The following is a 15,803-nucleotide window of genomic DNA, read 5'->3' on the forward strand; positions in this document are numbered from 1 at the left end:
GCATGTTTCAACAGGTAGTGCGGTTAGTGTATGAAAGCAGGATCATATTGGCCAAGATCCATCGTCACCCTCACACTCACTCTCACTCTCACTCTCACATTCCTTCATACCATCATTGCAATCTGAAGCTTTATGCGAAAGATTGGGGTTACATTCACTACGCTCATTTCCGGGGTTACAAACATATCACCCCAACGGGGTTATGAAGATTCATTAGGGTTTAATTGCAGGTTGGAAGTACGATGTAGCAACCTTCTGTATGTTAAGTCTCACACCTCTTCTCTCACACTGTTGCTCACTCTTATTTTCTTTTTATATATCCAAATTCTCCCGGAGCGGTTCATCGTTCAGTACTTAACAGAAAAACGTTAACTTTAAACCCGTAACTGACAGATACATCAGGTTTGAATTGATGGTAAAATGTTATGATGCCTGAATATCGGGTCACATTAAAAAGCAGTGGTACACTTAAAATGGACGTATTCAAAACATTCATAGAAAAACATACGCCTTTGCCGACGAAAGACTGGGAAACCATACAACGGGCTTTTACAAAAAAGGAAGTCTTAAAGAATGAACTGATCCTGAGCGAAGGTGAGATTTGCAGGAACTTTTACTTTTTAGAACGTGGCCTCCTTCGGTATTTTTACAATATTGATGGAAACGAAGTGGTTAAAACCTTTACGATTCCACCCTTCTGCTTTACCTCTAAAATCAGCTTCAGAAATCAGCGTCCGGCACAGGAAAGCATCCAGGCTCTGGAAGACTCTGTGGTTTGGCTGACCAGCTACGCACAGTACCGCGTGCTTGAAAAGATGGATGCCTGGAACCGGTTCATCAACAGTTTGTTAAACGAAATTGATGAATTCTCTGAAACAATGATAATACAATCTAAAACCTTAACACCCGACCAGCGCTACCAGTGGCTCACAAGGAACTTTCCGTCAAGCGTATTGCAACGGATTCCACAAAAGGATATTGCCTCATTTTTAGGCATTGCGCCGCAGTCTTTGAGTCGGATCAAACACAACATGCTTAAAAAAAGATGAGGCACACCCTTTTGTCCGGATGTGCCTCATTAAATTTAAATGCTTAAAACTTTCTGCCGATATAAAAGGCATAGCCGTAGTACTGATTGTTCTTCCGGTACAACGTTTCTTCGTGCCTTTGATTAGCAATAAACCCTTCGGCAAAGGTATTGCCGGCATGGTTTTTCAGAAAGTTTTCCCTGGTCTGAACCTGCTGGTCGTAAAAGTGCTCTGTCCAGCAGTTGACCGGCAAAACAAAGGCTGCAACAGGATAATACCCTGCCTTTTGCATCTGTGCTACCTTATTGGGGATGGTATCAATACCCGGATAGGCATCCATCCAGAAGTCTTCAATCTCGGCCGGACGCTCGTCGGTGAACCAGCTTGCTTCTGATACCACAACGTATCCACCTTTTTTAAGGAAACTATGCCAGTACTGCAGGCCCTTTTCAAAACCAATGTTGTAAATTGCCCCTTCAGACCAGATAAGGTCGAGCGATTCCGCCTCAAATGAGAGGTCGTCCATTGAACCGACAAGGCCCTTTACCCGGTACTGAAGATGTAATGCTTCGGCGTTCCGGTTAAAAAGATCCACAAAGGTTGGAAACAGGTCAACGCCTGTTATCTTTCCACCGGTATGCTGTGCCAGTACCATGGTCTGGCCACCGGTGCCGCAGCCAAGGTCTGCAATTTCCGGCTCGTCAGGAAGATGTTCCAGAAAACTGAGGGCTTTCAGTGTCATTTCAGAACTACCCGGTCCCTGGCGTTCTGTGCCTGAATAATATTCGACGATAAGGTTTACATCGAAATCGTGGATTGAATTAGTATCGTTACTCATGATGTTTAAATTTAATTTAAGGCCTGATTCGTGATTTAGTCGCGCTTTGTCAAACCAGTTTGTACGTATATGTATATGAAAATAACTCCGGCAGGAATTTGCCTGAGTGTGCTAAGGGATAATCAAAGCCAGGAAAGACAATGATTATTTACGATACCGAATCCAAATTTAATATAAACATCCAAAGATTTTACAGCGTCAAAAGTATATATATTTTTTAGTACAGAGGCGCAATATTTTTCATATTTTCTAATAAAAAGTGAAAGAAATTAACTTAGGTGCATTTTATTGCCGTTTAAAAGCCTAACCTTTGTCGGAAAAATTAAATGAATCCCAGTGGCAGGTTTTAAAGCAAAACTCATCCTGTATCTCTTAAGGCACAGGCATGTTTTAAAGGGACAACTCAGACAGAAAGACTTTGAACAAAGTATTGAGGCGGTATTGAAGTTCAGGGAAACATGTGAGAAAGGTGGTGAACGCTTTGGTAAATTACCGGCGAATGTCAGGGTGAAGCAGGAAATTATAAACATGGTACGGACCGAATGGATTGTTCCGGATCATGCCCCCGATCATAAGCTGTTGTTTTATGTGCATGGTGGCGGATACGTGTCCGGTTCATGCAACGACCATCGTTCAATCGTTTCAAAGCTTACCCTGAAAACGGGCATCACCACAATGTTGTATGAATATGGTCTGGCGCCGGAACATCCATATCCGTCTGCCCTGGAAGATTCCATCAGCACTTACCAAGAAATTCTAAGAAAGGGCTACCAACCTGAAAATATTATTGTTGTAGGAGAATCGGCTGGGGGAGGTTTGGCCCTGGCCTTATTGCTGGCGCTCAGGGATAAAAATATTGACCTGCCCAAAGCGGCTGTTGCCATCTCGCCATGGACGGACTTAAGCTGTTCGGGTTCATCGTATAAAACAAAGTGGAAGGTTTCTTTGGCTCCGCCTGAAAGCTGGAATGTATTCAGCCATTTTTATGTGGGAAAGAACGATGTGAATGATCCGTATATCTCACCCTTAAAAGGGAGCCTGGAAGGTCTGCCTCCATTGTTTATCAATGCCGGAGATGCGGATGAACTCTTCGACGATAGCCTGGTTTTTTATGAAAAAGCCAAACGTGCCGGAGTCGATATCACATTCAGAGCCGGAAAAGGAATGGTGCACTGTTATCCGCTTATGGCTCCGTTGTTTAAAGAAGCCACTGAGGCACTGGATGAAATAGCAGAATTCATTAAATTAAAACTTAACGCTTAAGATGACCACAAAGGAACTATACACAAAACTTTCGGAGGCCTATTCCGATAAAAACCTGAACCGGATAACTGCAAAGCTCATCCTGCTGTACAAAAACAGGAATTACAGCAAAATCAGGGAAATGGCGAATAAAATATCACGGATCATTGCCATTGATGAAGAGAATGATGCGCGCTGCTTTTCAAAGCTCATCATGTTATACCATCCCGATAAGGGCGGGCAGATCCGAAGTGCGATAGAGCGCTTATATGCGCAAAACGATGAAGCACAATTGCGTGCCTTTTCGCATATCTTATTACTGGGTGATCCGGACCTTGTTGTGGTAGAAGACGTTGCGGAAGATGTGGATTACCATCCTGAATACGTGTGGGATGTGGACGTGCAGGACGGATTTGATTATGAGGATCACGATGGCGAAGGTGAAGGATCTGCCGATGTGGATTATGAAAAATCTTTTTACAACCTTATTAAGATACGGGAATACGGGGATGTAAGCATTGAATTTCCCTCGTACTATCTGGAGGATTTTGAGGAGTTTGAAATGGCATACAGCGGACTCGAATCTCTGGATGGCGTGGAGTACTGCATTCATGCCAGGATTCTTGATCTGTCGGACAACCGGATAAGCGACATTGGTAACCTGTGGAACCTGCATCATTTAGAGGAACTGTATCTGGGAAACAACCAGATAGGGTATATTGACGGCTTAAGCAACCTGACCAGCCTGAGGGTGCTCGATCTGTCCGGCAACAGAATTGACGATATTTCTCCCCTGATGCACCTGGAAAATCTTGAACTGGTTAACCTCATTGGTAATCCCGTTCCCGCAAGCCAGATCAAACAGTTAAAAGACAAAGGCATCATTATTATGACCAGTAAGGTGTGACCGTAGGATAGTTTCCTGCTCTTGTCTCGTTCTCCGAAGTCCTGACGTAGGAGAACTCTTACCCTCTTCTCTCACTCTGTTACTCACACTGATTTTTCCCTGGTGTTAATCCTCTAATATCCATTCTGAAAATCAGTTTTACCCCGGCCCTAAAGGGAGTCTGGTTTTCAATAAACGGTACTTGCATTTTAGAAATTTATATTCGCGCTCTCTCTGTTGCTCATACTGCTGCAGTTGCTATTTGTTTTATTCCCTAAAATACTTACCTTTAAACCTTTAATGTAACGACCCCGTTCCTGTTTGGATTAGCTGTGAAAAGAATGAACCCATAAAGAAATTATTGAGAACAAAATCTGATTTAAGGTTGGTATATACTTGTTTATTGTTAAGCTAACAAGTTTTGAACGAAGTATTTGACATAGTAAGTTGTGACGAGAATAGAGAAAGTCAGGAAAAACTTTTTAAGCTAATAGAAAGTGGAGAGGGCGTTTTATTTGTAGGCTCAGGGAGTAGTGTAAGATTAAATTATCCTTCATGGGAAGGTGTTCTTCGTGATTTATCCAACAAAATTACGGAAGATGCTGTAAAAAACATTATAGAAGATAAGATTGGAAAAGGAGAGCTACTTCTAGCAGCTGAAATTATCAAAAGTAAGATTGATTCAACAGAATACAATAGTGCATTTGAGAGCTTTTTTGGTCCAAAAAAAACAACTCATGATGATTTTCACAAATTACTAGTAACTGTTCGATTTAAAGGTTTCGTAACTACAAATTATGACTCGGTAATTGAGAGCGCTCTAAAGGAAATTCAAAATCCATTATCGAATTATGGTATCATAATATCTGAAGAATATAAATCTCGAGTTCATTATTTTCTGAATTCAATTGTAAATGCGATTAACTATTCTGAACGTTATCATCTCTATTTACATGGAAAATATAATGACCCTTCTTCTACAATATTGTCGTATGGAGACTATGTAGAAAAGTATGATGGCCAAGATATTAAAAACGCTGGGAATTTATATGATGAGTTAATAGCCGGAAATCTTGAAATAGGAGAATTCGAATCAAAGTCCAAATTAAAGAATAAGGCTTTTAGAACTTTACATTATAAAGCAATCTATTTATTGTTTGCTAGTCAACGGTTGGTGTTTACTGGGTTTGGACTTAGGGATGATTACTTAAATAAAGTAATTGATGATATCCAAGAAGATTTTGATCCTGTTTATCCAAATCATTTTGCATTAATGAGCAACAATGGTTCAAAATCTTGGACTAGGTTGGATTATTTGGAGGAAAAAAAGAAATGGAAATCTAAAGGTGTTGAGCTTGTTTTCTTTAATGATGATGCAAACTATGGAGGAATTTTTAAGTTCTTCCAAGGATTATCCCCAAACAGCTTTCTTTCTGATTCAATTCAACCGGATCATTCTGCTTCAGAAGTAGATACTATAACTGTAGAACCAAAAACGTCTGAAAATGAGGAGGAAGATGAAAGTATAAATTCTAAGTTACTTGCAAAAACAAGAAAAACTGTTGAAGAACTAAAAGGAAAATGAAAATAGACCGCTCACATATAATTGAGAGATTATTCCAGTTTTCGCAAGAAGGAAATGGAGTGATTATCGGTAAACCGGGTATTGGTAAAAGTTATTCAATTGCAGAGTTAGCAGAAATACTAGTCAATAAGAATATCCCGGTGGTTATTTTGCCAATTGATACTATTCTTGATGGAACAGATTCATCTATTGAATCTGAAATAGAATCTAATGGGAATTGGATATCATACTTAGACAAAATAAAACTATCTGAAGGAGAAAAAGCGGTTCTAGTATTCGATGCTTATGATGCTGCAAGAGATGAAAAGCTAAAAAAGGAAATATTAATTCAGATCAAAAAAGCAATTTCGAAACTACATAAATGGAATGTTTTAGTAAGTGTCAGAACTTATGATGCAACCAAATCACCTCAATTATTAAGGCTTTTCGGTAATCAAAATGTTGGTAATGGCCTGTCTTGTAGATATTTTGAAATTCCGGATTTAACTGACTCTGAATTGGATAGTGTATTTAAAGACAATCCTACTCTTGAAAAATTATACCAAACGGCAGATATAGAATTAAAAAGAATATTAAAGATTCCTTTTTTTCTTAGACTATTAGAAATAGTAGAGGAAAATGCAAGTTCATCAGAGCTTGAAGAAATAAAACTGATTAAGTCAGAAACTGAATTACTCAACAAGTATTGGAATAGCAAAATTACCAATACAGATGACTCATATAAGAAAGAAGCATTCTTAAAAAGCCTTGCGGAACAGCTTGTTGAGAACAAAAGCCTAAGCTGTAAAAAAGAACAATTTCTAAGTGATGAAGAAACATTCAAAAAATTGAGGAGTGATGATTTGATAAGTGAAGTAGGAGTGGGAGAGAGGAATATTGCTTTCTCACACAATATTTTGTTTGATTATATGGCGGGAAGATTAGTTATTCCAATCGAACCTAAAGAGTTGCTTAATTTCATTACGGAAGATAAGTCTCGTCCATTTTTTTTAAGGCCAAGTTTCATATTTTATTTTACCAATCTGTGGTATCAATATCGAGATTCATTTTGGAAAAACTATGACTATCTTGGCAAAGAATCAGATTCAAATATATTGCTCTTTAAAAGGTTAATACCAACTTCTGTAATTGCAAATGAATATGATAGTATAAAGGATATTGAACCTGTTTTTAGAGATCATGATATTATTCAACAGTTACTTCAATCGATTCGATTTCTTTCAAATAGAAAGATTGAGCAAAAAGATATTGAATTATTGTATAATCTATCGAACCAGTTAGATGTTCATTTCCTTTGGGATTATGCATTCATATTTGAAAGGATACTTCTAAATGAAAGTGTTAATGACATAGAAAAATTTGGCCTAATTAGCAGAAGGTTTCTTGCATATATTCTAGAAGAACAAAAAAAACAGGCTGAGCGAAATCAATCTTTAGACAGGTTAGGAAGTACTAGAGGGGTTGAATTTGTCTCTAAGACATTTAAATCAAATCCAGAAGAATCTATCAAATTATTTCGGGAAGTTCTCAATTTACTAAAAGAACCAAATTTTGAAATTTGGTATTTCTCAAGCCTGTCCGATGATTTAGAATATTTTGTTGCAGATGCTCCTGAATTTGTAGCAGAAATATATCAAAGAATATTCTTTCATTCTGAAACCAGTGACGCCAAGACAAATATGGGAACAGTCACTTTAAATCTTGTAAGCAATAGAAGACAGGATTTTGACATGTGCTATTATCGGTTGGTTGAGTTGTTTCCAAAATTCCTCTCAGCATCACCAAGTATAGCCATCGAAACTGGAATTAGTATAGTAAATATGTATGTAAAGCAAGATAAACTGTATGTTATAAATGAGAATTATGAAAGCCTAAATGAGGTTAATATTAAGAATTTATCAAGTCATTTTTTACCTGATTTGTCTTCTATGTGGCATGATTCACTTGCCTATAACAAACCTGCACAATTAATTGAGAAAATAATTGATTTCTTTATACTATTAGCGAACGAAAATAAGGTAACGGAATTAACTCAGTATCTTGATGTTTATGTATCTAATGCAATAGTTGGCTTTATTTGGAAAAAATTGTTAGAATTCGCAAATGAATACCCTAAATTATTATGTAGCTATTTATATGAATTACTACTTAACCCAATTATTTTAACGAGTAGTGATACTACATATGAATCTGGAATTTCTATTAATAAGATTTTCCCTTTATTAAAAGTAGAACAGCGTGAAAAACTTGAAGAAACAATATTGAAATTGTTAAATGAAAAAGGGGAAGAAGGAAAAAAATACGCAGAAAATAAAGTAAATAGGCTCTTAAATTGTATACCAAAGGAATTATTAGAAAGTGAAGACGCAATAAATATTGTTGAGCATTCAGCTCCTATAAGAAATGAACCAACTTTTAAAACTTCTTGGTCAAGTGAACCATATACGACAGACAAATGGCTTAAAGATCAGGGAGTTGATTTAGAGAAAGAGAAGAATAAACAAATTTATGATCTAATAAGTGAGTTGCAGCCATTTAATAGTCAAAGGATGAATGACTCTCCGTCTCGAGGTGACTTTATTAAACTATTACCGATTGCAAACGAATTGTTTGAGTTGACCAAAAATGGTGGGTATGAAAAAGACTTAGAGTTTTCATCATTTAAAGAGGTTTTTCAATTTTATTCTATTATTACTCGGAATGCCTCACAAATTGAAGAAACAGATTATCAACAGGCTTGGGAAGCCATTCAATTTGGGTTAGAATACATATCCGAGTATGATGAATCTTTTGATGAATCCAACTCACCATCATCAGGTTATTCTCCAACTCCGCGAATTGAAGCTTCAAATGCATTAATAGGACTCTTTTCTTTTAAGAACGAAGATTCTATTTATGAAAACATAAAAGCAGCTGTTAAAGATTCAAACCCAGTCGTAAGGTTTAATGTATTAAAGAATATAGCTCTTTTATGGGAATCTAAGCCTGAAGGCTATTGGGAAATAGTATTGGAACGCCTTCAAAATGAAACTGATTCCTTTACAATCGCAACTGTTTTGAATAATGTTTATCGAAAGAAGATCATTAATGAAGAGGAAAGAGTTATAAATGTTATTGAAATAGCTGCAACCAGAATCAAAGAGTTCAAAAAAAGAGATTCATTTACGAAGACTTATTCAGGTTTACTATTATTTCTACTGGATAACAAAAAAAATAAAGTTGCTCAGAAGATTCTATATGATAATCTCAATAGTACAGATTTTATTCAAACTCTTGTTTCTAGGTTATTTGACTTTATCGATCCTAAATATACGGACAATGATTATACAGTAGAATCGACAAGAAAGGAACTAATACAGCTATTTAAGGATGCAGCATTTGAAAATATCAAAATGTTAAAAAATGATGATCCTTCTAAATTTTCGATTGAGGATAGTCCAGAAAGAGATCGATTGTTCCTTATTGATTTTATAATTCAGCGTATTTATTTCGGATTGCATATTAATGAAAGAATAGATAAGAATGATTTAAGACCAAATCAAAAAAACAAGAGAGCATTCTATGACCGAATTAAACCAATCTTGACCGATATCGTTGATAACTCAAAGGAAATTGGAGGAGGGATTATGGTGGCTCATACGGCTCACTATTTAGTGCAAACGTTAAATGGTGTAATTAGGTTTTATCCAGAAGAAGCTCAATCTATTTTAGATATGGCTTCAAAAATCACAGAACTTTCATATAAGACAGGTTATACATTTGATCCTTCTTCAATCACAGAAATCGTAAGCCTTACGGAAGTGCTTCTCGCTGATCACAAAGAGTTATTAAGAGATGATAAATCCCTAAATCAATTAGTTTCAATTCTTTATCTATATGTTCAAAGTGGATGGACTGAAGCATTAGAGCTATTATGGAAACTGGATGAAGCATTCAAATAGAAGTGACCACGAAGTATTGTGAGCAATAGAATCCAGAGAAAATCTATAATTCCTAGTCAAACCGCACTTGTATTCAATCACCTCCCTACCTTTTCAAAAAAAGTCTGGACATTTTGTACAAAAAGTCCGGACCTTTCATGTAAAAAGTCCAGACTTTTTTTGTGAAACATAAGGTCAAGGAGAAAAACAGCTAACCGTTTTCTGGTAAGACGCTGTTTTTTCATTTGCAACCAGAATATCTCCGGCCTTGATTTACATTCACTTTGCTCATTTACCCGGGGTTACAAATCTGTCACCTCTACGGGGTTGTTGTCATTCAGTATTATTTAAATGTGGGTTGGCTGCTCGAAAGGGTGCGGATTAAAGCGATGGAAATCTTACTATGTGAAAGGATCAGGTAGGTTGTTGCGGTTCTTTCGGGCAAGCTTTTTTTGTCTACTTTTTGAAGCATCAAAAAGTAGAAACCGGGTGAATCCTGAGCAAAGCGAAAGAGAGGGTTACTGAGTTTATCGAAGTAGGGTGTTAAGCCCCTCCATTCGATGCAGTATTCAGAATAGCCCGGTTGTGGTAACATCAGGCCTTGCTTTATTCTCCGAAGTCCTGACGTAGGAGAACTCTTACCCCTCTTCTCTCACTCTGTTACTCACACTGATTTTTCCCTGGTGTTAATCCTCTAATATCTAATCTGAAAATCAGTTTTACCCCGGCCCTAAAGGGAGTCTGGTTTTCATAAAGCTTCGTATTTGCCATTTAGGTATTCATATTCACTCTCACACCCACTCTTTTAATCCGTCTGTTTGGTTAAATTCCTGAAATAATTATCTTTAAACCTTTATTTGAAGCGCACTCACAATACATTTTGTTGAGTATACGTGCAAATGCGGGTTAAACCTATCCTGTTCCTGTTTGGGTCAGACGGTGAAAGAATTAAAATGGTATACTCCATATGTATCAACCTGAGTTCGGCACGCTTTAAAATTTAAATCACATATAAAACCGGCAGATATAGCGATTCAATTACATGGTTTCATGAAAAAAATTCTAATTACAATTACACTGTCCATAGTTCTGATGGCAGGCTTTGCACAAAAGAGAATCCTTTTTGATAATACAAAAAATGAAACGGCTGGTAATGCCGACTGGATAATTGACGATAATCAGGCTGCTCCCAGTCCGGATCAGGCATACATTACATCAGCAACGCCGGAAAACTACTGGCAGGGAGCTTTGTCAAGTTGGGGTGTTGAGATGGTAAAGCGCGGGTTTTATGTTGAAACCTTGCCCGGTGGCGGGTCCATTACATATAATAATTCGTCTAATGCACAGGATTTGTCAAATTATGACATTTTTGTGGTTTGCGAACCCAATAATCCTTTCAACAGCACAGAGAAGCAGGCCATGATCAGCTTTGTACAAAATGGAGGAGGCTTATTTATCATTGCAGATCACGCCATAGCCGACAGGGATGGCGATGGCTGGGATGCGCTTGAAGTATTGAATGACTTTTTTACCTCCTATAACAATCCGTTTGGTTTTACTTTAGACGCCGGCAGTAATATAAGCAGGGACCCTGCAACCAATGTGGCAGATCTACCGTCAAATACTATCCTGCATGGACCTGCAGGTGATGTTGATGGCCTGGCTTTTTACAACGGTGCAACGTTTACATTAGACAATGTTGCCAATTCAACAGCTGTTGGTCTGGTTTTTTATGATGGATATTCAAATACCGGTACCAGGGGTGTCATAGCTGTTTGTGCAAGTTTCGGCAAGGGGCGTGTTGTTGGACTTGGAGACAGTTCTGTAGCAGAAGACGAAACGGCTCACGATGGATCGAACACCTATCCCGGATGGTCTCAACCCTTGAATGCGGGTGATGCAACCGGCGATGATGGTGTATTTATGACCAATGCCACCATATGGCTCAGCATGTCGGATAATGGTAATAATAATGATGACAGCGAAATATTAAAAGAAGATTTTTCTACCTGTCCGGCTACCGGTTGGACAAGTTATTCAGTCACCAGCAATATCAACTGGTCATGTAACAACCAGGCCATGTCTGTTAATGCATATAATGGTGATGTTGCATCGAACGACTGGCTCATTTCTCCGGTTATGGATTTCTCACAATTTTCTGACATCACACTGAAGTTTGATTTATGGACCAAATACAGCGACAATGGAATTACGGATCCGGAAGTGAGGGTAAAATATTCTGTGGATTATCCGGGAAGCGGAAATCCTGAAAGTTATACATGGACAGGTTTACCCTTTAGTTTTCCGGTTGAAAATTCACAGACATGGATAAATTCCGGTACTATCGATTTATCTGCAGTTTCAGAACCCAATGTTTGTATTGCCTTTCAGTACACCTCTTCGGGAACCGGAGCCGGTACATCGTCGTGGTGGCAGCTAGATAATGTAGTAGTTACCGGACAGACGGCAATGACGCCGTTTATAATATCCACTACTGTAAATCCGGTAAATTCGGGTCTTATTACCGGATCAGGCAATTATGAAGAAGGTGAGACCGTTACGCTTTCAGCCACTGCAAACGGAGGCTTCACTTTTTTAAACTGGACCCATAACGGGAATGTAGTTTCAACGAGCTCAGAGTACACATTTACCGCTGCTGAAGATATGAACCTGGTTGCCAATTTTGAAGATATTACTGATATTGGCTCTGATATTGTTAACAGCAGCATAAGGGTATTTCCTAATCCGTCAGATAAGTATATAGTTGTTAGTGGTTTACCGGATCGTAAAAATCATAGAATTTCCATTGTAAGCATTAACGGTATGGAAGTGCAGCATTGTACGACCAAGGAGAAAACGGAGGTCATCATCGATTTAAGCAGATTAAATGCTGGCATGTATTTTATGCATATAAACGGTGAAGGATTCAATGAGACATTCAAATTTATTCATATAAAATAGGGTGGCATTCACTTTGCTCATTCATCCGGGGCTACAAACATATCACACCTACAGGGTTGTTGTCATCCAGTATTATTTAAATGCGGGTTGGCTGCACTAAAGTGTGCGGATTAAAGCGATGGAGGTCTTACTATGTGAAAGGATCGGATAGATTGAGACGGCGATTAGTCGCGTCTCTAATATTCATACAACCCGTTTGCTTTTAAAGTTTTAATTATTAATTTTAATGCATTGATAACCAGACTGGAAAGCCTGTGATTAATTAAGATGATGGAAAGTCAGTTTTTCATTTCAAAATGGATGATAAATTGGAATGAAATTCAACGTATTAATAGTTAGTTGAAAATGAACCGATACCGGGTAAAAAAAGAAATGACATGAATGATTTTTGGGAATCAATGTTTAAAAAGGAAAAAACAACATGGGGATTTGAACCATCTGATTCCGCTATTATATCAAAGGACTTCTTTCTGGAAAAAAATGCAAAGGAAATTCTGATTCCCGGAATTGGATATGGGAGAAATGCCAGGATATTCTGTGAGAACGGAATAAATATCACCGGAATAGAAATATCGAAAACCGCAATTGATTTGGCTAAGAGCACGAACAAGTTCAATATAAAAATCCATGAAGGTTCGGTAACAGATATGCCCTTTGATACTAGCATATATGATGGGATTTTTTGTTACGCCTTGATCCATCTTTTAAATCAAAACGAGAGAAGAAAGTTTTTAAAGGACTGTTTTCTCCAACTGAAGCCAAACGGATATATGATTTTTACGGTTGTTTCAAAAAAGGCTTCAATGTATGGAAAAGGAAAACAATTAAGTAAAGATAGATTTGAAGTAATGAAAGGAGTAGGGGTGTTCTTTTATGATTCAACTTCTGTAAAAAGAGAATTCGGGAAGTATGGACTGGTAGAATTCTCGGAAATTGATGAACCAATAAAACATATGGAGAATGAACCTCCATTAAAATGTATTTTAGTGAAATGTAAAAAAATATGAAATATATTGATTTAGAAAACTGGAATCGTAGAGGTCACTATGAGTTTTTCCATAAAATGGATTATCCCCAATTTAATATTTGTATGGATATTGATATCTCAAATTTTATATCATTTGCCAAACAAAACGGACTGTCATTTTACTATTCAATGGTTTATGCCAGCACTACAATAATAAACCGGATTGAAAATTTTAAATACAGGATTCGGGATGACAAAGTTGTATTACATGATAAAATACATCCCTCGTTTACCGATATGAGCAATGCTGAAAGCAATGATTTATTCAAAATGGTGACCGTTGATTTATCAGATGATATTCATGATTTTGTAAAAATAGCGAGGCAAACGAGCGAAAACCAAAAGGATTATTTTGTTCCGGAAAAGTTAATGGGAAGAGATGATCTGATATATATTACCTGTATCCCATGGATTTCTTTTACACATATTTCTCACACCATATCACTGAATAAAAACGATTCGGTTCCGAGAATATCCTGGGGAAAATATTATAAACAAGGGAAAAGGACTTTGTTACCTTTTTCCGTACAGGCGAATCATTCATTAATTGATGGGTATCATGTTGGAAAATACATTGATAAATTACAGACTTTTATCGATGAAATAAAATAAACAATAAACACAGAATTTTGGATGTGTAATGGCTCGTGATATGCTATTATTTATCCCTCACATTACTTAATCATGGCGCTGTTAAAACAAGAATTTCACATTTTAGTCGCAATTTTTTCATTGTGTTTGTTGCTTATTCCTGTTGCAGGCAAGTGTCAGTATACCTATGGTGTGATGACTTTTAAATCTGATTCTCTTAGTCAGGAGATATGGACCGCTTATGGTGGCGGGTATGGTGCAGTAAACCTGGTTAGTGCAAACTGTGTTGATCCTAATTCCAATGTCTATGTTGCAGGTAGAATTTTTATTAATATATGGTTTAATGACATTAATCTGCCTATGGGATTGTTTGTTACGAAGTATGATTCGCAGGGAGATCTTCAGTGGTGCCGGTCTTTGACCGGTGGAACTATGGTCATAAACAGTATCGTAGCAGATTCAGATGAGAATTGCTATGTCCTTGGTAAATTTTCCAGGGGTATCTACGCCGGTACTGAAGAATTACACAGTGAACACTTTTGGGACGTTTTTATAGCCAAATATGACAAAACAGGTGAAATAAAATGGCTGAAAAGTGTATTGCAATATGAAGGCAGGATTGAGCCTGGTGATATGTCAATTAATGAAAGATACAGGCACATTTATGTTACAGGATTACAGGATTCATCATTGAGCATGAAATACAATTTTTCCAGAATATTTATTGCGAAGTTTGATCTGGATAATGGGGAATTAATGAAAAAAGACTCGATTGGGTATTATTTCGGTTCACCTACTGCTTATGATAATGCAGGTTATGGTATTACAAATGATGGTTCTGACCTGTATATATCCGGCTCAATTAAAAACACGGATAGAATGGCGGATATCTATGTTGCAAAACTTGATACTGGCCTTAATATCATATGGGAAAAACAATTTGGTGATAATTATGACGGAAACTGGGGGTACGATATCACCATGGATGATGATCATTGTCTGTATGTAACGGGTGGTTTTTCGGATACTGTGAATTTTGATCATAAGATGCTTGCTGCCAGTGACTTATCAGACCTGTTTGTTGCAAAACTAACGGATGCAGGCGATGTTTTATGGGCGAAAAGTGCCGGTTCCAACGGAGGTGGTTACCGGGGAGAGGATTTCGGATATTCCATTGCTTATGATCATAAAAACAGCATTTATGTATCCGGTTATGTCGGAGCAAATGCCAGCTTTTCTGGGGATTTAAATACGTTATATCAGGGGCCATTTCTGATGAAAGTATCTAAAAGTGGAGATATCAGGTCCGCTGTTTCGTTTTACAGTATGTATGATTCAAATTACGAAAGGGGCGTTGGGTTTGTATCATGCGACAAGAACTCCAATTTGTATTTTTCAACACATTTTATCGATACCTTACTTAGTGACAGAAGTACAGGCATGATGATGAATAGGATTGACGATAATCTGAAGATATACTCCGATAATAACAGAGGACAACTAAAGATAAGTTATGAAGCGAATGAAAGTGAAACGCTTGATTTAATGATTACTGACATCTATGGTCGAAACCTATATCAAGCAGTTAAGAAACCTGTTACAGGAACAAATACCTTTAATCTGGATTTAAATGATTTTCAATCCGGGATTTATATCATATCGGTTGGTAAGAGTCACAATGGCTGGCTAAGTAAGAAGTTTTATATTTGGAAATAATAACATGCT

General features: G+C 37.4%; 10 protein-coding genes. 9 read left to right on the forward strand and 1 reads right to left on the reverse strand.

Annotation, left to right across the window (positions count from 1 at the left end; genetic code table 11):
• The first annotated feature begins 425 nt into the window (after positions 1 to 425).
• Positions 426 to 1,049, forward strand: a complete 624-nt coding sequence (locus ACE01N_RS12655) for a Crp/Fnr family transcriptional regulator (protein ID WP_380589405.1) — start codon at positions 426 to 428, stop codon at positions 1,047 to 1,049.
• Positions 1,050 to 1,092: 43 nt separating this feature from the next.
• Here ACE01N_RS12655 and ACE01N_RS12660 read toward each other — a convergent pair whose 3' ends face one another.
• Positions 1,093 to 1,866 carry a class I SAM-dependent methyltransferase gene (locus tag ACE01N_RS12660; RefSeq protein ID WP_380589408.1) on the reverse strand — a complete coding sequence of 258 codons (774 nt, stop codon included), beginning with the start codon at positions 1,864 to 1,866 and terminating at the stop codon, positions 1,093 to 1,095.
• A 336-nt stretch (positions 1,867 to 2,202) separates the two neighbouring features.
• On the opposite strand from ACE01N_RS12660, the gene ACE01N_RS12665 reads away from it, so the two are divergent.
• The 8 genes from ACE01N_RS12665 (at position 2,203) to ACE01N_RS12700 (ending at position 15,794) form a co-directional block, all read left to right on the forward strand.
• Positions 2,203 to 3,129 (forward strand): alpha/beta hydrolase, encoded by a 927-nt coding sequence (locus ACE01N_RS12665; protein ID WP_380589411.1) that lies wholly within the window; start codon positions 2,203 to 2,205, stop codon positions 3,127 to 3,129.
• A 1-nt stretch (position 3,130) separates the two neighbouring features.
• Positions 3,131 to 4,015 (forward strand): leucine-rich repeat domain-containing protein, encoded by an 885-nt coding sequence (locus ACE01N_RS12670; RefSeq protein ID WP_380589414.1) that lies wholly within the window; start codon positions 3,131 to 3,133, stop codon positions 4,013 to 4,015.
• A 400-nt stretch (positions 4,016 to 4,415) separates the two neighbouring features.
• Positions 4,416 to 5,579, forward strand: coding sequence for an SIR2 family protein (locus ACE01N_RS12675; RefSeq protein WP_380589417.1), 1,164 nt, complete (start codon positions 4,416 to 4,418; stop codon positions 5,577 to 5,579).
• The gene (locus tag ACE01N_RS12680) at positions 5,576 to 9,520 is read left to right on the forward strand and encodes an NACHT domain-containing protein (protein WP_380589420.1); all 3,945 of its coding nucleotides are present in this window, start codon (positions 5,576 to 5,578) and stop codon (positions 9,518 to 9,520) included. Before ACE01N_RS12675 ends, ACE01N_RS12680 begins: the two co-directional genes overlap by 4 nt.
• Before the next feature lie 1,029 nt (positions 9,521 to 10,549).
• Entirely contained in the window at positions 10,550 to 12,460 is a 1,911-nt protein-coding gene (locus tag ACE01N_RS12685; protein WP_380589423.1) for an InlB B-repeat-containing protein, read from the forward strand.
• A 377-nt stretch (positions 12,461 to 12,837) separates the two neighbouring features.
• Entirely contained in the window at positions 12,838 to 13,467 is a 630-nt protein-coding gene (locus ACE01N_RS12690; RefSeq protein ID WP_380589426.1) for a class I SAM-dependent methyltransferase, read from the forward strand.
• On the forward strand, positions 13,464 to 14,099 hold the full coding sequence (locus ACE01N_RS12695; RefSeq protein ID WP_380589429.1) for a CatA-like O-acetyltransferase: 636 nt from the start codon (positions 13,464 to 13,466) through the stop codon (positions 14,097 to 14,099). Before ACE01N_RS12690 ends, ACE01N_RS12695 begins: the two co-directional genes overlap by 4 nt.
• 72 nt (positions 14,100 to 14,171) lie before the next feature.
• A complete protein-coding gene (locus tag ACE01N_RS12700; RefSeq protein WP_380589432.1) occupies positions 14,172 to 15,794 on the forward strand; it encodes a T9SS type A sorting domain-containing protein in 1,623 nt (540 codons plus the stop codon).
• Positions 15,795 to 15,803: the final 9 nt, after the last annotated feature.

The sequence above is a fragment of the Quyinboa ferrireducens genome (assembly GCF_042436675.1).
GTDB lineage: Bacteria > Bacteroidota > Bacteroidia > Bacteroidales > UBA5342 > JBHJHP01.